Origin of the sequence: Variovorax sp. SPNA7, from assembly GCF_033807855.1 — a bacterium.
Taxonomy (GTDB): Bacteria; Pseudomonadota; Gammaproteobacteria; order Burkholderiales; family Burkholderiaceae_C; genus Variovorax; species Variovorax beijingensis.
Genome location: NZ_CP138513.1, coordinates 3,294,146 through 3,313,199, shown reverse-complemented (window position 1 = coordinate 3,313,199; position 19,054 = coordinate 3,294,146). Strand labels below are relative to the sequence as shown.

The window sequence follows — 19,054 nt, the reverse complement described above, 5'->3', positions numbered from 1 at the left end:
CACCGAATTTCCGAAGTAGTACCTGTCCCGATGAAGACGAAAGCCAATTCCAACCTGTTTGCCGCCCTGCGCGCGGCCTTTCCCGCCGACCTCGGCCGCACGGCCGTGGAAACCGACAACGGCCTGTTCTATTCGTGGCAAGACCTCGACCGCGCCAGCGCGATGATGGCCAACCTGTTCGGCGCGCTGGGGCTGGAGGAGGGCGCCCGCATCGCGGTGCAGGTCGAGAAATCGGTCGAGGCGATGATCCTGTATCTCGCCACGCTGCGCGCCGGCTACGTGTTCCTGCCGCTCAACACCGCCTACCAGAGCGCCGAGATCGAATACTTCATCGGCAACGCGGAGCCGGCCGTGGTGGTGTGCACCAGCCGTAATGCCGCGTGGGTCGGACCGATCGCGAGCGCGGCGGGCACCCGGCATGTGTTCACGCTGGACGACGACCGCACCGGCACGCTGCTGGAGCTTGCCGCGCAATGCAGCGACCGGCATGAAGCGGCGCGAAAGAGCGCAGACGACCTGGCCGCCATCCTCTACACCAGCGGCACCACCGGCCGCAGCAAGGGCGCGATGCTCACGCATGGCAACCTGCTGTCGAATGCCGAGGTGCTCAAGGACTACTGGGGCTGGACGGAGGGCGACGTGCTGATCCACGCGCTGCCGATCTTCCATGTGCACGGCCTCTTCGTTGCGCTCCATGGTGCGCTGCTCAACGGCAGCAAGATGATCTGGTTTTCCAGGTTCGACCCCAAGCGCGTGGTCGAGAAGCTGCCCGAGGCCACCGTGTTCATGGGCGTGCCCACGCTCTATGTGCGCCTGCTGGCCGAGCCCGGCCTCACGCGCGAGGCGGTGCGCAGCATGCGGCTCTTCATCGCCGGCTCCGCGCCGCTGCTCATCGAGACCTTCGATGAATGGCGCGAGCGCACCGGCCACACCATCCTGGAGCGCTACGGCATGAGCGAAACCATCATGCTCACCTCCAACCCCTACAGCCCCACACAGGGCGAGCGCCGAGGCGGCACGGTCGGCTTTCCGCTGCCGGGCGTGCGGCTGCGCGTGCGCGACGACGCCGGCCGCGACTGCACCACCGACGAGATCGGCAGCATCGAGGTCAGCGGCCCGAACGTGTTCGCGGGCTACTGGCGCATGCCGGAGAAAACGAAGGAAGAATTCACCGCCGATGGTTTCTTCAAGACCGGCGACGTCGGCAAGATCGATGGCCGCGGCTACGTCACCATCGTCGGACGCAGCAAGGACCTGATCATCAGCGGCGGCTACAACGTCTATCCCGCCGAGATCGAGGGCTACATCAACGAGCTGCCCGGCGTGGCCGAAAGCGCGGTGGTCGGCGTGCCGCACCCCGATTTCGGCGAGGTGGGCGTGGCCATCGTCATCGCCAAGGCGGGCGGGGCGCTCGACCCCGATGCCATCGTGGCAGAGCTCAAGTCGAAGCTCGCGAACTTCAAGATTCCCAAGCGCTGCTTCGTCGTGCCCGAGCTGCCGCGCAACACCATGGGCAAGGTGCAGAAGGCGCTGCTGCGGGAGCAGCACAGGGGGCTGTTCGCCTAGGCCATTCTCGGCGCGAGCGCGGTGACGCGGGGTTCGTGGAAGATGAGGGCATCCACCGCGTCGGATGACGGCCGGCGGAATTCCACGCCGAAGCCCTCGAGCGTGTCGACGCGGAAACTGCGGCCATCGGCCGGCAGCAAGCGATAGGTCGGCTGGCCTGGGATCGTCATGGCGAGCTCGCCGCGCGCATCGAGCCTGATCTCGATCACGCGGCCGCTGTGCAGGTAATCGCCGGCGCACAGCCGCCGGAATGCCGGGTCCAGCACATCGCCGGCTGCGACGCGATGGAACACGATGTCGTCCACCATCTCCTCGAACGGTATCTCGATGCGATCGATGCGGCCTTGCCGGTCGTAGCGGAAGGTGAGCGTCCGGTTGCTGGGGTGAAGCACTGCCGGGCGGTCGGGGGTGATGAACACATCGTAATGGCGGTGCTCGAGCTTCTCCTCGACACCGCGCCAGCGCCATGCGAGCCCGTCCGCTTCCCGGTCGATGCGCAGGCGCCCGTAGGCCGGATGCTCGTAGTCGCCGACATGGTCGTCGAGCGGATGGCTCGGGTGGGTTCCGCTCCTGCGGACTTCCGCGCTCGCCTTCCTGTCGAGCGCCTGCTGTTCGATGGCCTGCCTGCGCTTGGGTGCCAGGCGCCCGAACCAGTCGACCGGCTCGCGGCCGCAGATGCGGTCGAGCACCGCGTAGGTGAGGATCGCGTGCACGCTCCCCGGCGTGCGGTTGGTCAGCACCACGACGCCTGCGCGGCGCTCGGGCTGCATCGTCATGAGCGTGCTCCAGCCGGTCCACGAGCCCGAGTGCGCGACGATGCGCTCGCCGCGGTACTGCTCGCAGAAGAGGCCGAGGCCGTAGTGCGAGTCGCCGATCTCGGCGTAGGGGGAGCGCCCCATGTGCACGCGGGGGATCGTCATTTCGCGCAGCGCCTGGGTCGAAAGCAGTTGCTGCCCGTGCGCCTTGCCATCGAGGAGAAAGCGCGCCCATTTCGCAAGGTCGGCCACCGAGGCGTTGATGCCGCCGGCCGGCGTCGCGCGGATCGGCGACAGCGGCGTGCGGTAGCGCTCGTCGCCATCCATCGCATGCGGACGGGCGGCGTCTTCGGCTGCCGCGAGCGCCTCGATGGAGAAGCCGAAGTGGCTGAAGCCCAGCGGCTTCATCAGGCGCTCGGTGGTGAAGTCCTGGTAGCTCCGGCCGCTGATGCGCTCGGTGACCATGCCGGCGACCAGGTAGCCGAGGTTCGAGTACTGGAAGGTGTCGCGCACGTCCTTGTTCGGCGCCAGGTGCCTGAGCGCGGCGAGCATCTGCGCGTTGCTCAGGTCGCCGGGCATGTGGATCCAGTCGTGCCGCGGCAGCCCGCTGTGGTGGCACAGCAGGTCGCGTACGGTCAGCCGCTCGGTCGCCACCGGATCTTGCAGGCGGAATTCGGGAATCACCTCGCGCACCGGCCGGTCCCAGTCGAGCTTGCGTTCGTCGACCAGCAGGCCGAGCCCGGCCGCGGTGAACGACTTGGTGATCGAGCACAGCAGGAATTGCGTGTCGATGGTCACGGGCAGGCCCGTGTCGGTGTCGCGCACGCCGTAGCCCTTGAGCACGGCGATCTCGCCGTCCTGGATGACGGCCAGCGCGAGTCCCGGTACTTTCCATTCCTGCATCGAGGCTTCGACGAGGCTGTCGAGATCGCTCCACATGGTCGGGGTCCTTGCCTTTGTGTAGGGCCGCGCATCCTACGGCATCCCCGAGGCGAGGGCCCCGCTACGCCGCGCCCAGCCCGTTCATGAGCCCGCTGCCCGCATGGCAGTTGATGTATTCGTAGCTCTGCTCGTCGGCCTTCAGCACCGACACCTCGTGGTACACGCGCAGCTGCAGCTGGAAGTTCAGCGCCTGCACATAGCGCATAAAGCTGCCGAAGATCGCGACGTGCGTGGGATGCGATTCGGCCCAGCGCTCCATGTCGGCGAGCGAGCGCCAGAAGCTCAGGCCGAACGATTTCTCCAGCGGCGAACCCTTGGCATCGAGGTGGTGCATGTAGCGATTGCTGTAGCAGCCGATGTGAAGTCCCTGGTCGCGCAGGAAGTCCATGCCTTCGCGCAGCACGGGTTCCATCTCGCCGAGGTAGAGCGTGCGTTCCTGTCCCGTGGTTTCGGCCCACTCCTGGCCGGAGCGGATCATCGCGATGTTCTCGTGGCCTGCAATGCGCACGCGCTGGCCCGGCGCCGGCGCGCCCGCAATGACGGCGCGTGTGCCCGAGGGCGCCATCGCATCGGTCTGCGACAGCGGAATGCGGTCGCGCATCGAACCCCAGTAGCCATGCTCCTGCAGTTCACCGCTCACGCCGCCCATCACCACGCCCACGCCTTCGAGGCGGTCGGGCGTGTTGAATATGGTCTCGAAGTGCTCGGCGCGCGGCGAAACGATTTCGCGGAAGTAGCCGAGGTCATCCGCCAGCCGTTCCTCGGAGCGCCACCAGGCATCGATCTCGGGCGTTGCGCACCAGCGCGCATGGGCCGCAGGGTCGTTCCAGTAGGCGATGGCGATCATGTTGTCGCAGCCGGCGGCGTCGACATGGTGTGCGAAGTCGTGGTGGCCGGGCCCGTCGGGCAGCGCGAAGCCGGCCGCGATCTTCATCAGCGCCGCGCATGCGCGGCCCTGCATCCCGGCGCCGCGCGACTGCACGCCGAAATAGCCCATCACGACCTGCCTGACCGCGGCCGGCGCGCGCGCCGACCAGACGGGATAGGGCGGCGCGTAGTCGTCCTCCACGCGGCGATGGCGCGTGCGGGGGCACTTCAGGTGCTCGGCAATGGCGGATTCCATGGCGTGGCTCCGGTGCTTCAGGCCACCAGCGGCTGCTGGCGCGCGGCCGCCGGTGCCGGCTCGGGTGCGGCGACGATGGCCTCGAAGGCGCCGCCCTCGACCTCGGGCGTGCGCTGCAGCACCACGGGCTCGCGGCGTGTCTTGTTCAACAGCAGCTGCGTGACGTCGGGCCGCGAGTAGTGGCCGCTCGGGTCGGCGGCCGCCTTGGAGAGCGCGATCATTCCCAGGTCGATGTCCGCAATCACCAGCCCCTCCTGGTCTTCGGCCAGCGGCGTGCCCAGCGGCGAACCGTCGGGCGCGTAGATGCGCGCAAAGCCGCCGCCCACGCGCAGCATCTGCTGCTTGCCGGCGTCGGTGCACATCAGCTCGCTCATGGCCTGCGAGACGGTAGCGCACGGCGCCACCACGAAGCACTGGCCCTCGGCCGCGTACACCTGGCTCGCGGCGTTGTTGAGCTCGGGGCCGAGCGCATAGGCCGCGCCGCGGTAGAGCGAAAAGCTTGGCCAGGCGCCGCAGTGGATCTGCTCGTTCTGCGCATACATCGCGTACTTGCTGAGCGGCTGCAGGTGCTCCCAGCACGAGAGCGATCCGATGTTGCCGATGGGCGTCTCGACCACGGCCAGGTCGCAGCCGTCGCCTTCGCCGAACACAGTGCGCTCCACATGCGTGGGCTTGAGCTTGCGGCGCGTCTGCACCGTGCGGCCCTGATCGTCGATCAGCGCCTGCGCAATGTAGAGGCTGCCCGCGGCCTTTTCGCTGTAGCCGAGCGAAACCCAGATGTTGTGCTTGCGCGCGGCCTCCCGGATGCGGTCGAACTCGGCCGAGCCCACGACCAGCGCGTTGTCGTGGTAGCGCTGCACGAACTGCATGCCCCAGGCCGGCGAGTCGAGCCAGATCCACCAGGGGTAGCCGGGCACCCAGGTTTCGGGAAAGGCGATGAGCTTCACGCCCTGGACAGCGGCCTGGGCCATGAGGTCGATGGTCTTGTCGATGGTGCCGTCGAGATCGAGGAACACGGGCGCTGCCTGCACGGCGGCAACGCGGAGCTTGGGGTGAACGGTGGCGGGCATGGCGGGGTCTCCAGAAGCGGGATAGTGAAAGAAACAACTTCGCACACCTCGCACCGGGTTTGCGCGGTGGCATGCGGGTTGCTTGAAGCGTAGATTCGCCGCCGCGAAACGCCTTGACCCGAACTTGCGGCGTTCTTGTTCCAGCGTTGCATGCCGACTTCCGAAGGAACCCCGATGACCCCGTTGCTCAGCACCGACGCCGTCCCGCGCGACCAGCGGCTCGCCTACTGGACCGACATGATCTGCAACGTCTACGTGCAGCTCGGATGCGACCCGGTGCGCGAAGGCGATACGGGCAATTTCGAAGGCAGCATCCGCCAGCACACGCTGCCGAGCCTGGATGTGTCGGTGGTCAGGTCGGGGCCGCAGAAGGTGATGCGCACGCAGGGCCACATCTCGCGTTCGAGCGACGACTTTTTTCTGGTCAGCATCCAGGCGCGCGGCCAGGGCGTGGTGCGGCAGGACGGTCGCGACGCCGTGCTGGCGGCAGGCGACTTCGCGCTGTACGACAGCACGCGGCCCTACCAGCTGCTGTTCGACGACAGCTTCGAGCAGATCGTGCTCAAGCTGCCGGGCGAACGCCTGCGCAGCGAACTGCACGACACCGAGGCGCTGACGGCCACCACCGTGTCGGGGCGCGAGGGCGCGGGGCACCTGCTGCTGGGCATGATCCGCACGCTGCGCGAGGACATCGACACCTTGCAACCCGCGTCGGCGCTGGCGGTGGCCAACGGCGTGCAGAGCATTCTTGTCGCCGGGCTGCAGACGCTGCCCGCGGCGCGCTCACCGGGCCTGAGCAGTCTCACGGCCTACCACCTGGCCCGCGTGAAGCGGCGCATCGACGAGCAATTGGCGGACCCTTCGCTGTCGGTGGGAAGCCTCGCGGCGCAGCTGGGCGTCTCGGCGAGCCACATCCACCGCGTCTTCAAGAGCGAGCCGCTCACGCCCTCGCAGTACATCTGGGAGCGCCGGCTCGAAGCCTGCAGCCGCGACCTGCTCGAGCCGCGCCTTGCCGGCCGGCCGGTGGCCGAGATTGCCTACGGCCGCGGCTTCAACGATGCGGCGCATTTCAGCCGCGCGTTCCGCGAACGCTTCAGCTGCTCGCCGCGCGAGTGGCGGCAGCAGCGCGTGCAATAGAAGAGAAGAAGAGGGTCTGGTTACTGCACCAGCAGCACCGAGGTGTCGGTCTCGGAGATCACCTTGGTGGCCACCGATCCCATCAGCGCGCGGCCCAGGAGGCCATGGCCATGGGTGCCGAGCACGATCAGCTGCGCATGCGCCGCGGCCGCCGACTTGAGGATTTCCTCGGCCGCATGGCCATGGCGCTTGTCGATCGTGTAGTTGCTTACGCCGTTCTCCGTCAGCAATGCCGCCACGGGGTCGAGCACCTTGGCGTTTTCCTCGGCGTAGTAGTCGGTGATCACCTCCTTGCTGAGGTGGCGCGCCACGTGGCCCGAGATGCCGGTGCAGACATGCACGATGACCAGTTCATGGCCCTCCACGAACATGGAGCGGTTGGCCAGCAGGTAGTTGAGCGCCTTTTGCGTGTAGGCGCTGCCGTCGACGGCGATGAGGATTTTCATGAGCCCGTTATACGACCGGGGCCCGGGCGTCGCAACGGGTCTCACCCCAGACCCGAGGGGCTTTCAGGATGCTCTCAGCCCTGCAGGCCCTTCCAGAGCATGTAGGCCGCCAGCAGGTACAGGATGCTCGCGAACACGCGCTTGAGCTTCTTCACCGGCAGGTTGTGCGCCGCCTTCGCACCCAGCGGCGCAGTGAGCACGCTGCACACCGCAATGACCGCGAGCGCGGGCAGCCAGATGTAGCCGAACGCGCCGGCCGGAAGGCCCTGCACCGACTGTCCGCTCACCACGTAGCCCAGCACGTTGGCCACAGCGATCGGAAAGCCGAGCGCGGCGCTGGTCGCCACGGCGTTGTGGATGGAGATGTTGCACCAGGTCATGAACGGCACGCTGACAAAGCCGCCGCCCGCACCGACCAGGCCCGAGATGAAGCCGATCGCGCCGCCCGCCGACAGCTGCCCCGCGGTGCCCGGCATCTGGCGCGTGGGCTTGGGCTTGCGGTCGAGGAACATCTGCGTGGCCGAGAAGCCCACGAACAGCGCGAAGACGATGGCGAGCACCGTGCCCTTGAGCAGCGCGAACACGCCCAGGCTGCCCAGCAGGCTGCCGATGACGATGCCGGGCGCCAGGCGCCGCACGATGTCCCAGCGCACCGCGCCGCGCTTGTGATGGGCGCGCACGCTGGACACCGAGGTGAAGATGATCGTGGCCATCGAGGTGGCGATCGCCATCTTGACTGCAAGATCGGAGGCCACCCCGCGGTGTCCCATGATGATCGTGATGAACGGCACCATGAGCATCCCGCCGCCGATGCCCAGCAGGCCCGCCAGGAAACCGGTGCCCAGGCCGAGTGCGGCCAGTTCGGCGATCAGGAGGGGGTCGAGCAGGGAAGTCACGCAGCGGAGCCTTGAAAAAAAGCAACGGCCCCGTGCAGCGCATGCAGGGGCCGTATGAACGGAAAAAGGTGTCTGCAAGTGGGCGCCGAACCCGCATCCTGAACCAGGGTTCAGGTGGGCGAGGGCAGCAAGACTTCGGGTTCATCTGACGCGAGATGATCACACCCGTCAAGCGATGTACCAAGCCCGGCTCCGGAGAGCATTGGAACAAGGAAATATTAAGCCCGACGCGCACCGCAGACAGTTCGGATTTTACGCCCCGGACGGGCCGGGTGCTGCCGTTCAGAGTAAATGGTCATCGCCCGCAAGGGCTTGATCGAGTTTCTGAATGAGTTGGGCGGCCCTGGCATCGGCGTCGCCGGCGTCTGCCGCGGGCACGGCAACCACGGGGGCCGGCGCGGCCGCAGCGGCCGCTTGCTGGGCCGCCAGGTCGAAAGCCAGGTTCAGCGAAGCGAGCACCGCGATGCGGTCGCGCGCCTTCACCTTGCCCGCATCGCGGATCTTGCACATGGCCGCGTCCACGCGCTCGACGGCTTCGCGCAGCTGCGCCTCGCCGCCTTCGGGGCAGCCGAGCAGATAGCTCTGGCCCATGATCTGAACTTCAATCTGCTTCATGCGGGGGAATCTTGGGAAGGTGGTTCGGCCGGCAGCCGCTCGAGCAGCGCATCGAGGCGCGTGCGGGCCGCGGCCAGCCGCGACTTCAGCGCGTCGCGCTCGCGCGTGAGCGCTTCGACCTGCTCCTGCAGCAGCGCATTGGTGCGCTGCACCTCTTCATGACGCACGAGCAGGCGTTCCACACGCTCGGCGATCTGGTCGATGGGGCTGGAGGCGGGCATGGTTGGCGATTGTAGTTTCCCCGGCGGACGCCAGGCGGCGCAACTTTTGGCTTACTGCGTTGGCGCAGGCCCTAAAATCCTGCGCGTTGGTGCCTGCGGCGTGGTTCACACGCCGCGGTTCAACGGGAAGCAGGAGTGAACGCCCCCCGGAAACGGAACAAGGCCGAAGCCGCCTGCGCTGCCCCCGCAACGGTCAAGCAGTCGACGCCGCAAGCGTCAACCTCATCCATCAAGCCACTGGGTGCCCTGAAACAGGCGCCTGGGAAGGCGGTGGGGTCGCACTGCCAGCCCGGATACCGGCCAACGAGGCGGCTGCCGCATGCGCGATCGATTTTCGATTCGGCGCGCAAGGCAGCCATTGCGCCCAAGCGCCGGCGGGGAAGCCGGCAACGGGCATAGACGTTCGTTCGCTCCATTCATGACTTCCTGTGGCTCCCTCTCCCTCGGCCGTTCGCCTGCGCGCCGCCGCCTTGCCTGCCTGCCGCTCGCGCTGGCATCCGCCTTCGGCGGCATGGCACTGCTCCAACTGCCGGCCATCGCACATGCGCAGCAGGGTGCGCCGGCACTCGGCGAAACCGTGGTTACCGCCAACCGCACGCCGCAGCCGCTGTCGGACCTGGTGGGCGACGTGTCCGTGGTCGACCGCCAGACCATCGAGCGCAGCGGCGCGGTCGGCGTGGCCGATGTGCTGGCGCGCCTGCCGGGCATCGAGATCACGCGCAACGGCGGCGTGGGCAACACCACCAGCCTGTTCGTCCGCGGCGCCGAGACGCGCTTCACGGCCGTCTACATCGACGGCGTGCGCGTCGATTCGCAATCGACCGGCGGTGCCGGCTGGGAAAGCATCCCCCTTTCGCAGATCGACCGCATCGAAGTGCTGCGCGGCCCGGCCGCTGCGGTGTACGGCTCCGATGCCGTGGGCGGCGTGATCCAGCTCTTCACGAAGCGCGGCGAAGAGGGCGTGGCGCCCTACGCGGGCATCGGCTTCGGCAGCCATGGCCTGCGCAAGGCGGAGGCGGGCGTGAGCGGCAAGTCGGGTGCCTTCGACTACGCGCTGGGCGTGGCGCACGAGGAAAGCCGGGGCTTCAACGTGCTGCCGATGGACAAGCGCACGCCCTCGAAGGACGGCTTCACCAGCCCCGACCGCGACGGCTACCGCAGCAACGCCGGCAACCTGCGCCTGGGCTACCAGCTCACGCCGAACCAGCGGCTGGAAGCCACGCTGCTGTACAGCGACATGGAAGCCGGCTACGACCCGCCGGTGAGCTTCAGGACCCGGCCGCCGATCCTGTTCAAGAACGACATCTCGAACAACACGCTGCGCACGGCCGGGCTCTCGTGGTCGGCCAAGTGGAACGACATCTACAGCACGCGCGTGCAGGTCACCGATTCGCAGTCGGTCTACAAGACCCAGCCTTCGTTCTACCGCACCGAGACCAATCTGCGCGGCTACCTGTTCCAGAACGAGTTCCGCTTCGGCCCGCACCTGGTCACGGCCACGCTCGAGCGCCGAGAAGACGCGCTCGAGAATGCGCCCACCACCAGCAGCGGCCTGTTCTCGAGCAAGCGCTCGCAGGACGCGGTCTCGCTCGGCTATGGCTTCGTGCAGGGCGCGCATTCGCTCCAGCTGCACGTGCGCCACGACAACGACAGCGAATTCGGCGGCAAGACCACCGGCAGCGCCGCCTACGGCTACGCGATCACGCCGCGGCTGCGCGCCACCGTGTCGGCCGGCACCGCCTTCCGCGCACCCACGCTGTACCAGCGCTTCAGCGAATACGGCGTGGCCAGCCTCAAGCCCGAGTCGAGCCGCAACGTCGAGCTTGGCCTGCAGTACACCGACGGCGGCACGCATGCGGGCATCGTCGTCTACCAGAACCGCGTCGAGAACCTGATCGTGTTCGACGGCGCGGCCACCAACTGCCGCTCCGACTTCGGCTGCTATGCCAGCACCGCGCGGGCCCGCTACCAGGGCGTGACGCTGTCGGGCGGCCACCGCATCGGCGACGTGACCTTGCGCGCATCGCTCGACTTCCAGGACCCGCGCGACCTGGACACCGACCACCTGCTGGCACGCCGCGCGCGTCGCCACGGCACGCTGGGCGCCGACTGGCGCATTGCCGGCTGGACGCTGGGCGCCGAGCTGCAATCGTCGAGCAAGCGCTTCGACGATGCGGCCAACACGCGAACGCTGGGCGGCTACACCGTGCTGAACCTCGTGGCCAGCACGCAGATCACGCGCGACATCGGCCTGGTGGCCCGCGTCGACAATGTGGGCGACAAGGACTACACGCTTGCACGCGGCTACGCTACCGGCGGCCGCAACGCATACATCGGCCTGAAGTGGACACCGCAATAAGCCAGCCCGGCGCCAACAGCGAACCGATCGCTGCGCGCTCCTGCGCCGCCGTGCTGGTGGCGGCGCCGGCCTCGGGGCAGGGCAAGACCACGGTGGCGGCCGCGCTGGCGCGCCTGCACACGCGGCAGGGACGGCGCGTGCGGGTCTTCAAGTGCGGGCCCGACTTTCTCGACCCGTACTGGCTGGCGCTTGCCAGCGGCGCGCCGGTGCATTCGCTCGACCTCTGGATGACCGGCGAGGCCGACTGCCGCCGGCGGCTGCATGCGGCCGCGGCCGAGGCCGAGGCCGACCTGCTGATCGTCGAAGGCGTGATGGGCCTGTTCGACGGCAGCCCCAGCGCGGCGGACCTGGCCGAGCGCTTCGGCCTGCCGGTGCTGGCCGTGATCGATGCGCAGGCCATGGCCGGCACCTTCGGCGCGCTGGCCTACGGCCTGCAAAACTTCCGCCCCGCACTGCCCTGGGCCGGCGTGCTGGCCAACCGCGTGGCAGGCGAGCGGCATGCCGGCATGCTGAAGGAGGCCTTGCGCGAACCGGCGCAATGGCTCGGCAGCCTGCCGCGCGGCGCCGGTTTCGAGCTGCCCGAGCGGCACCTGGGCCTGGTCGCCGCGCATGAACTCGGCGACGCGACGGCGCGGCTCGATGCGGCTGCCGACGCGATAGCTGCCACGCCTCTTGGCCAGCGGCCGCTTTCCGATTGGCCGCAGGTGCGCTTCGAGGCTGCGCCGGTCGAGCTGCCGGCGCGCATCGATCCGCTGCTGCAGGGGCGCACCATCGCGGTCGCGCGCGATGCGGCCTTTGCCTTCATCTATGCGGCCAACCTCGACGTGCTTGCGGCGCTGGGCGCACGGGTCGTGTTCTTTTCTCCGCTCGCCGGCGATGCGCTGCCCGCATGCGATGCGATCTGGCTGCCTGGCGGCTATCCCGAACTGCATGCGAAGGCGCTGTCCGCCAGCGATTCCCTGCGCGCGTCGCTGGTCGCGCATGCCGCCGCGGGCAAGCCGGTATGGGCCGAGTGCGGCGGCATGATGTCGCTGTTCGAGCAACTCGAAACGGCCGATGGCACGTCGCACGCACTCTGGGGCTTGCTGCCGGGGCGGGTGATGATGCACAAGCGGCTGTCCGGCCTCGGGCCCCAGCAGCTCAAGCTCGGCGCCCACACCCTGCGCGGCCATACCTTTCACTATTCGAGCTGCGAAACGCCGCTGGTGCCGGCGGCCTTCACCGGCAGGCCGGGCGCGGACGCCCGCGCGGGAGAGGCCTTCTATGTGCACGGCCCGGTGCGGGCGAGCTATTTTCATGCGTGGTTCGCGTCCAGCCCCGAAGCCACGGCCCGGCTGTTCGGCGCGATGCCGATCGAGCTCGAACGCGAAAACCTGGAGGCCGATGCGCATGCCCATTGAGCACGAATTCATCCTCGGCGGCCAAAAGAGCGGCAAGTCGCGTCGCGCCGAACAGCGCGCCGCCGACTGGCTGGCCGAGGCGCCCGCCATGCGGCGCGCCGTGCTGATTGCCACCGCCCAGGCGCATGACGACGAGATGCAGGAGCGCATCGTGCGCCACCAGGCCGACCGCGCCCGCCGCGTGCCCGCCATGCGAACCGTGGAAGAACCGGTCGAGCTGGCGCGCGCCATCGTCACGCAGAGTTCGCCCGACACGCTGGTGGTGGTCGACTGCCTCACGCTCTGGCTCACCAACCTGCTGATGCCGCTGCGCTCCGAGACCGCGCAGCCGGTCACGCGCACGCCGGCGGCGCATGCCTCCCTGCTGCTCGTCGCACTGCGCGAGGCGCGCGGACCGGTGGTGCTGGTCGGCAACGAGATCGGCCTGGGCGTGATACCGCTCGGCCGCGAAACGCGCGCCTTCGTCGATGCGCTGGGCCGCATGAACCAGGACGTGGCGGCCGCCTGCGACCGTGTCACGCTGATGGCGGCCGGCTTGCCGCTGACCCTGAAGGCGCCCGCATGACGGCCCGCTGGATCCGGTGTTTTTCGGCGGCCCTTGGCCTGGGCCTCTTCGCGCTGGCCGCGCATGCCATCGACGTGGTCGACGAGCGCGGCGTCACGGTGAGCCTGCCGCAGCCGCCGCAGCGCATCGTCACGCTGCTGCCGTCGCTGACCGAAGGCGTCTGCGCGCTCGGTGCCTGTTCGCGGCTGGTGGGCGTCGACAACTATTCCAACTCGCCCGACGCGGTGCGCGCCTTGCCGCAGCTGGGCGGCGGGCTCGAGCCGAACGTCGAAGCCATCGTGGCGCTGCGGCCCGATGCGGTGCTGCTCGCCAAGTCCTCGCGCGTGACGCAGCGGCTCGAGGCGCTGGGCCTCAAGGTGCTGGTGCTCGAACCCAAGAGCCATGCCGATGTGCGGCGCGTGCTCGACAAGCTCGACCAGGTGCTCGGCACCCGCGAGGCGCCGAACATCTGGCGCGCGATCGATGCGGGCGTGTCGGCCGCGGCACAGTCGCTGCCGGGCGGCGCGAGGGGCCAGCGCGTCTACTTCGAGGTCAACAGCGCGCCCTATGCGGCCGGCGAGTCGTCGTTCATCGGCGAGACGCTCGCGCGGCTGGGCATGAAGAACATCGTGCCGGCTTCGCTCGGACCCTTTCCCAAGCTCAACCCCGAATACGTGGTGCGCGCCAATCCCGATCTCATCATGGTCAGCGTGCGCAGCGCGGCGGGCATGGAGCAGCGCCCGGGCTGGAGCGGCATCCGCGCGGTGCGCGAAGGGCGCATCTGCCGCTTCGACGCCGCGCAGTCGGACGTGCTCGTGCGCCCCGGCCCGCGCATGGACGAGGCCGCGCGGCTGATGGCGCGCTGCATTGCGGAGAAGGCCGGCTGAGCCGCGGCGACCTCATGCACACACGCCATCAGCGCCGCGTCTGGCTCTTCGGCATCGCCTTGCTGGTGCTCGGCGGCGCGCTGGCGGCGCTTGGCCTGGGCATCGGCAGCACCGGCTTCGAAAGCCTGCTCGCGGCATGGCGCGATCCGGTGGCGCTGCGCATCGTCTGGGACATCCGGCTGCCGCGCACGCTCGGCGCCTGGCTCGCGGGCGCATTGCTCGGGCTGGCGGGCTCGGTGGCGCAGGGGCTGTTCCGCAATCCGCTGGCCGACCCTTATCTGCTGGGCAGTGCATCGGGCGCTTCGCTCGGCGTGGCGGTCGCACTGCTGCTGTTCGGCGGCTCGGCCGCCAGCACGCAATGGGCGATGCGCCTGGGGCTCACGGGCGCGGCCTTCGTGGGCGCGGTGCTCGCGGTGATGCTCACGCTGGTGCTCGCGCGCGGCGTGCAGCAGACGCTGCGGCTATTGCTCGCGGGCGTGATCGTGGGCGTGGTGCTCGGCGCCGCCAAGGATCTGATCACCATCGCCTCGGCCGACATCCTGCAGGCCATCCAGGGCTTCATTCTCGGCAGCACCGGGCTGGTCGGCTGGAGCGCATGCGCGGTGATGGCTGCCGTCGGTGCGGTGTGCCTGCTGCTGGGCTGGGCGCTTGCGCCGGTGCTCGACGGCCTTGCGCTCGGCGAGGCGACGGCCCGCAGCCTGGGCCTGCCGCTGGGCGCGATGCGTGCCACGCTGGTGGTGGTGCTCGCACTGGCCACTGGCGCGGCCGTGGCGCAGACCGGGCTCATTGCGTTCGTCGGCCTGGCCGCGCCGCATCTCGTGCGCTCCGTGGTCAAGACCACGCATGCCGGGTTGATCGTGCTGTCGGCCGCGATGGGCGGCCTGCTGCTGATGGCGGCCGACCTGCTGGCGCGCTGGCTCATCGCGCCGCAGGAACTGCCCGTGGGCGTGCTCACGGCGGTGCTCGGCGGCAGCTATCTGCTGTGGCTGATGCACAGGCGCGGCGCGCGGGGCGGGGTGGCATGAGCCGGATTCCTGCACTCGAAGCACGCGGGCTGAGTGCCGCGCTCGGCAACACCGAGGTGCTGCACGGCATCGACCTGAAGCTCGGCGCCGCGCGCTGGACCAGTGTGGTCGGGCCGAACGGGGCGGGCAAGTCGACCCTGCTCAAGGCGCTGGCGGGCCTGCTTGCGCACCGCGGCGAAGTCTTTCTTTTCGGCGAGCCGTCGGCCAGGGTGCCGGGCCGCCTTCGCGCGCAGCGCCTGTCGTGGCTGGGCCAGAGCGGCGCGGCGGGCGAGGGCAGCGCGGATGACCTGATGGTCTATGACATCGCCATGCTCGGCCGCCTGCCGCACCAGCGCTGGCTCGCGGCGCCGAGCACGGCCGACCGCGAGGCGGTGGAGCGCGCGCTGCGCAGCACCCAGGCCTGGGATTGGCGCGAACGGCCGCTCGGCCAGCTCTCGGGCGGCGAACGCCAGCGCGTGCTGCTGGCGCGCGCGCTCGCGGTCGAGGCCGAGCTGCTGCTGATGGACGAGCCGCTCGCCAACCTCGACCCGCCGCACCAGGCCGACTGGATGCAGACCACGCGCGCCCTGGTGGCCGAGGGCCGCACCGTGGTCAGCGTGCTGCACGAACTGCCGATGGCGCTGGCCGCCGACGAGCTGGTGGTGATGAACCATGGGCGCGTGGTGCACCACGGCGGCAGCAGCGACCCGGCCACCCACGCCGCGCTCGAACAGGTGTTCGACCACCGCATCCGCGTGCACCGCGTGGCCGACCAGTGGATCGCGCTGCCGAACTGACCGACCCCCATCAACACGGAGCCCGCCTCATGCAAATCGAAACTCCCCCCAGCGAGAAGCCGTACGACAAGGCCGAAGGCGAACGCCGCGGCATCGTCATCGTCAACACCGGCGACGGCAAGGGCAAGAGCACCGCGGCCTTCGGCCTCGCGCTGCGCGCGCACGGCCGCGGCAAGGCGGTGAAGATCTACCAGTTCATGAAGGTGCCCTCGGCGCGCTTCGGCGAGCACCGCATGTTCGAGCAGATCGGCATTCCGATCGAGGGGCTGGGCGACGGCTTCAGCTGGAAGAGCCAGGACCTCGAACACTCGGCCCAGCTCGCGCGCGACGGCTGGGAGAAAGCCAGGACGGCCATTCTTTCGGGCGAGTTCTTCCTGGTGGTGCTCGACGAGATCACCTATCCGCTGATCTACGGCTGGCTGCCGCTCGAAGGCGTGCTCGAAACGCTGCGCACGCGGCCCGGGCACGTGCACGTGGTGCTCACGGGCCGGCGCTGCCCGCCCGAGATCGTCGAACTGGCCGACACCGTGACCGAGATGGCCATGGTCAAGCACGCATTCAAGGCCGGCATTCCGGCGCAGCGCGGCATCGAGGACTGATTTCGATGTCGCAAGCCTTCGCGGCCGACGAGGTGAGGGCGGTGTACCGCGCCATCCATGAGCGGCGCGACATGCGTCACTTCGCAGGGGGGCAGGTGGCGCCCGAGTTGCTGCGCCGGCTGCTCGAAGGGGCGCACCACGCGCCCAGCGTCGGATTCATGCAGCCGTGGCGGTTCATTCGCGTTCGCGACGGTGCCTTGCGTCAGCGGCTGCACGATGTGATCGAGCGCGAACGCGTGCTGACGGCCCGCGCCCTCGGCGAGCGCGAAGACGCGTTCATGCGGCTCAAGGTGCAGGGCGTGCTCGATGCGGCCGAACTGCTGGCCGTGTCGCTGGCCGACGGCCGTGAACGGCATGTATTCGGCCGACGCACCTTGCCGCAGATGGACCTGGCCTCGGCGTCCTGCGCCATCCAGAACCTCTGGCTTGCGGCGCGTGCTGAAGGGCTGGGCATGGGCTGGGTCTCGCTGTTCGATCCCGCCGAGGTGTCGGCCCTGCTGGGCCTGCCCGAGGGTGCGGAACCGATCGCGCTGCTGTGCCTGGGCCCGGTGCACGATTTCTACGAAGAGCCGATGCTGCAACGCGAACGCTGGGCCCGGCGCGAGCCCTTGTCGGCGCTGGTGTTCGACGAACGCTGGGGCCAGCCGTCGGACCTGTTTCCCACCCCGTCTTCGCAAGAATGACGGCCCCCATGCCCCCCTTTCCCCTCGAACACGCCCTGGCCGTCGTCGCCGCGCTGTGGCTTGCGCTTGCCATCGACTGCTGGCTGGGCGAGCCCGCCGCGCGCTGGCATCCGGTGGTGTGGATGGGACAGTACCTCGGCTGGATCGGTTCGCGCATCGCACCGCCGGTGGCCAAGGCGAAGCCGCGCGACCTGTCGCTCTTCTTGATCGGGGCGCTGACGTGGTGCGTGGGCGCGATGTGCGTGGGGGTGGTCGCCGCCGGCGTGCAGGCTGCGATGGGGCAATGGCTGCCCGCATGGGCGCTGGCGGTGGCGATGGCCTTTGCGCTGAAACCGCTTTTCGCGTGGCGCATGCTGCACGACGAAGTGCTCGCGGTCGAGGCGGCGCTGGGCGTTTCGCTCGATGCGGGGCGCGCGCAACTGGCCCGGCTCGTCAGCCGCGATGCCTGCGCGCTCAGCGAGCGTGAGGTGCGCGAAAGCGCCATCGAATCATTGGCCGAGAACCTCAACGATTCGCTCGTGGCGCCGTTGTTCTGGTTCGTGCTGCTGGGCCTGCCGGGCGCGGCGGTCTACCGCTTCGCCAACACGGCCGACGCGATGTGGGGCTACCGCGGCGAACGCAATGGCCGCGACTGGAGCTGGTTCGGCAAATGGGCCGCGCGCGCCGACGACCTGCTCTCGTGGCTGCCGGCACGGCTCACGGCGCTGCTGCTTGCGCTGGCGGCATGGCGTTGGCCGCGGGGCGTGGCACGCGAGGCGCGCCGCACGCCGTCACCCAACAGCGGCTGGCCGATGGCGGCAATGGCGCTGCTGCTCGGCGTGCGGCTTGCCAAGCCCGGCGTCTATGCCTTGAATGCCGAAGGGCGGCCCGCCGATGCGGCCGATACGCAGCAGGCCGCGCGATGGGCCGGCAGGGCGGTGCTGGCAACGGCCGCTTGTGCATCATTGGCCATCTTCTTCGCGGCAACCCACTGGGCATGACACCGGAACACACGACATCCACCGGCCTGCTGCATGGCGGCCCCGACGCCACCGGCACCGCCTGGCACGATTTCTCGACCAACGGCAACGCCACGGGCTCATGCCCGGCGGTGCTTGCCGCACTGCGTGCAGCCGATGCGGCGCACTACCCCGACCCGGGCTACACGGCGCTGCGCCGCGCATTGGCAAACTTTCACGGCGTGGCCGCCGAACGCATCGTGATCGCGGCCAGTGCGAGTGAGTTCATCCACCGCATCAGCGCCGCCTTTGCGCAGGGCGGTGGGCGGCAGGTCCTGCTGCCGGCGCACAGCTACGGCGACTACGAGCGCGCGGCATCGGCCTGGGGCCTGCAGGTGCTGCGGCCGCCGGCGCCGCACGGCGAAGCGGCGCTGCACTGGTGCTGCGAACCTTCGAGCCCGCTCGGCCAGGCCGAGGCCGATCTTGCGCTGCACGCCGTGGCCGCAGGCACCTGCGTGCTCGACCTGGCCTACGAAGCGCTGCGCCTCGAAGGCGCGGCATCGCTCGACGCGGCGCAGCGCAATCGCGTCTGGCAGCTGTGGACGCCCAACAAGGCCATGGGCCTGACGGGCATCCGCGCCGCCTATGCCATTGCGCCCGAAGGCGATGCCGCCGTGCCGCTCAAGCAGCGCCTCGAGCGACTGGCTCCCTCGTGGCCGGTGGGCGCGCACGGCGTGGCGCTGCTCGAGACCTGGATCGGCGACGCCGCGCAAGCCTGGCTCGCCCGAAGCCTGCGCACCTTGCGCGAATGGAAGACGCAGCAGCGCGCCGTTTGCGAATCGATGGGATGGCAGTGCCTGCCGAGCGACGCCAATTTTTTCTGCGCGCGCACCGATGCGCCTTATCCGCAGCGGGCCGCCCGGCTGCGCGCCGAAGGCATCAAGCTGCGAGACTGTGCATCATTCGGCCTGCCGGGCCATGTGCGGCTCGGCGTGCTGCCGCCGCAGAGCCAGCAGGCGCTGAAAGAGGCCTGGACGCGCGCGGCGGCTTCGGCCGAACCTTGAAAGCCAGG

The 19,054-nt window shown here is 69.4% G+C and carries 19 protein-coding genes and 1 riboswitch; of the genes, 12 read left to right on the top strand and 7 right to left on the bottom strand.

Annotation, left to right across the window (positions count from 1 at the left end; genetic code table 11):
* The first annotated feature begins 30 nt into the window (after positions 1–30).
* Positions 31–1,566, top strand: coding sequence for a malonate--CoA ligase (locus RZE77_RS15550; RefSeq protein ID WP_319438230.1), 1,536 nt, complete (start codon positions 31–33; stop codon positions 1,564–1,566).
* Here the strand turns inward: RZE77_RS15550 and RZE77_RS15545 are convergent.
* The 3 genes from RZE77_RS15545 to RZE77_RS15535 all read right to left on the bottom strand — a co-directional run bounded on the left by RZE77_RS15545 (position 1,563) and on the right by RZE77_RS15535 (position 5,456).
* Entirely contained in the window at positions 1,563–3,260 is a 1,698-nt protein-coding gene (locus tag RZE77_RS15545) for a serine hydrolase (protein WP_319438229.1), read from the bottom strand. The genes RZE77_RS15550 and RZE77_RS15545 overlap by 4 nt on opposite strands.
* Before the next feature lie 64 nt (positions 3,261–3,324).
* Entirely contained in the window at positions 3,325–4,386 is a 1,062-nt protein-coding gene (locus RZE77_RS15540) for a phenylacetaldoxime dehydratase family protein (protein ID WP_319438228.1), read from the bottom strand.
* A gap of 17 nt (positions 4,387–4,403) precedes the next feature.
* Positions 4,404–5,456 (bottom strand): carbon-nitrogen hydrolase family protein, encoded by a 1,053-nt coding sequence (locus tag RZE77_RS15535; protein WP_319438227.1) that lies wholly within the window; start codon positions 5,454–5,456, stop codon positions 4,404–4,406.
* Between the two features lie 174 nt (positions 5,457–5,630).
* Here RZE77_RS15535 and RZE77_RS15530 point away from each other — a divergent pair, with 174 nt between their 5' ends.
* Positions 5,631–6,593: an AraC-like ligand-binding domain-containing protein gene (locus RZE77_RS15530; protein WP_319438226.1), complete on the top strand. Its 963-nt coding sequence runs from the start codon at positions 5,631–5,633 to the stop codon at positions 6,591–6,593.
* Positions 6,594–6,613: 20 nt separating this feature from the next.
* Here RZE77_RS15530 and RZE77_RS15525 read toward each other — a convergent pair whose 3' ends face one another.
* The 4 genes from RZE77_RS15525 to RZE77_RS15510 form a co-directional block, all read right to left on the bottom strand.
* Positions 6,614–7,039 carry a universal stress protein gene (locus RZE77_RS15525; RefSeq protein ID WP_319438225.1) on the bottom strand — a complete coding sequence of 142 codons (426 nt, stop codon included), beginning with the start codon at positions 7,037–7,039 and terminating at the stop codon, positions 6,614–6,616.
* A gap of 74 nt (positions 7,040–7,113) precedes the next feature.
* Positions 7,114–7,935, bottom strand: a complete 822-nt coding sequence (locus RZE77_RS15520) for a sulfite exporter TauE/SafE family protein (protein WP_124960495.1) — start codon at positions 7,933–7,935, stop codon at positions 7,114–7,116.
* Between the two features lie 282 nt (positions 7,936–8,217).
* Positions 8,218–8,550, bottom strand: a complete 333-nt coding sequence (locus RZE77_RS15515; protein ID WP_319438224.1) for a cell division protein ZapA — start codon at positions 8,548–8,550, stop codon at positions 8,218–8,220.
* On the bottom strand, positions 8,547–8,771 hold the full coding sequence (locus RZE77_RS15510; RefSeq protein ID WP_012747655.1) for a hypothetical protein: 225 nt from the start codon (positions 8,769–8,771) through the stop codon (positions 8,547–8,549). Before RZE77_RS15510 ends, RZE77_RS15515 begins: the two co-directional genes overlap by 4 nt.
* 70 nt (positions 8,772–8,841) lie before the next feature.
* A riboswitch (cobalamin riboswitch) is annotated at positions 8,842–9,090 on the top strand.
* Positions 9,091–9,189: 99 nt separating this feature from the next.
* Here RZE77_RS15510 and RZE77_RS15505 point away from each other — a divergent pair.
* Genes RZE77_RS15505 through RZE77_RS15460 form a run of 10 tightly spaced genes read left to right on the top strand, consistent with a single transcriptional unit; the run spans position 9,190 to position 19,046 of the window.
* On the top strand, positions 9,190–11,130 hold the full coding sequence (locus tag RZE77_RS15505) for a TonB-dependent receptor domain-containing protein (protein ID WP_319438223.1): 1,941 nt from the start codon (positions 9,190–9,192) through the stop codon (positions 11,128–11,130).
* The gene (locus RZE77_RS15500) at positions 11,115–12,530 is read left to right on the top strand and encodes a cobyrinic acid a,c-diamide synthase CobB (RefSeq protein ID WP_319438222.1); all 1,416 of its coding nucleotides are present in this window, start codon (positions 11,115–11,117) and stop codon (positions 12,528–12,530) included. Before RZE77_RS15505 ends, RZE77_RS15500 begins: the two co-directional genes overlap by 16 nt.
* The gene (locus RZE77_RS15495; protein WP_319438221.1) at positions 12,514–13,095 is read left to right on the top strand and encodes a bifunctional adenosylcobinamide kinase/adenosylcobinamide-phosphate guanylyltransferase; all 582 of its coding nucleotides are present in this window, start codon (positions 12,514–12,516) and stop codon (positions 13,093–13,095) included. Before RZE77_RS15500 ends, RZE77_RS15495 begins: the two co-directional genes overlap by 17 nt.
* Positions 13,092–13,961, top strand: a complete 870-nt coding sequence (locus RZE77_RS15490) for an ABC transporter substrate-binding protein (protein ID WP_319438220.1) — start codon at positions 13,092–13,094, stop codon at positions 13,959–13,961. The genes RZE77_RS15495 and RZE77_RS15490 overlap by 4 nt, the downstream gene beginning before the upstream one ends.
* 14 nt (positions 13,962–13,975) lie before the next feature.
* The gene (locus RZE77_RS15485; RefSeq protein ID WP_319438219.1) at positions 13,976–14,986 is read left to right on the top strand and encodes a FecCD family ABC transporter permease; all 1,011 of its coding nucleotides are present in this window, start codon (positions 13,976–13,978) and stop codon (positions 14,984–14,986) included.
* A complete protein-coding gene (locus RZE77_RS15480; RefSeq protein WP_319438218.1) occupies positions 14,983–15,762 on the top strand; it encodes an ABC transporter ATP-binding protein in 780 nt (259 codons plus the stop codon). Before RZE77_RS15485 ends, RZE77_RS15480 begins: the two co-directional genes overlap by 4 nt.
* 29 nt (positions 15,763–15,791) lie before the next feature.
* Positions 15,792–16,361, top strand: a complete 570-nt coding sequence (gene cobO / locus RZE77_RS15475) for a cob(I)yrinic acid a,c-diamide adenosyltransferase (RefSeq protein ID WP_319438217.1) — start codon at positions 15,792–15,794, stop codon at positions 16,359–16,361.
* A gap of 5 nt (positions 16,362–16,366) precedes the next feature.
* Positions 16,367–17,044: a 5,6-dimethylbenzimidazole synthase gene (bluB, locus tag RZE77_RS15470; RefSeq protein WP_319438216.1), complete on the top strand. Its 678-nt coding sequence runs from the start codon at positions 16,367–16,369 to the stop codon at positions 17,042–17,044.
* An 8-nt stretch (positions 17,045–17,052) separates the two neighbouring features.
* Positions 17,053–18,024, top strand: a complete 972-nt coding sequence (gene cbiB, locus RZE77_RS15465) for an adenosylcobinamide-phosphate synthase CbiB (RefSeq protein WP_405545919.1) — start codon at positions 17,053–17,055, stop codon at positions 18,022–18,024.
* On the top strand, positions 18,021–19,046 hold the full coding sequence (locus RZE77_RS15460; protein ID WP_319438214.1) for an aminotransferase class I/II-fold pyridoxal phosphate-dependent enzyme: 1,026 nt from the start codon (positions 18,021–18,023) through the stop codon (positions 19,044–19,046). Before cbiB ends, RZE77_RS15460 begins: the two co-directional genes overlap by 4 nt.
* The last annotated feature ends 8 nt before the right edge of the window (positions 19,047–19,054 follow it).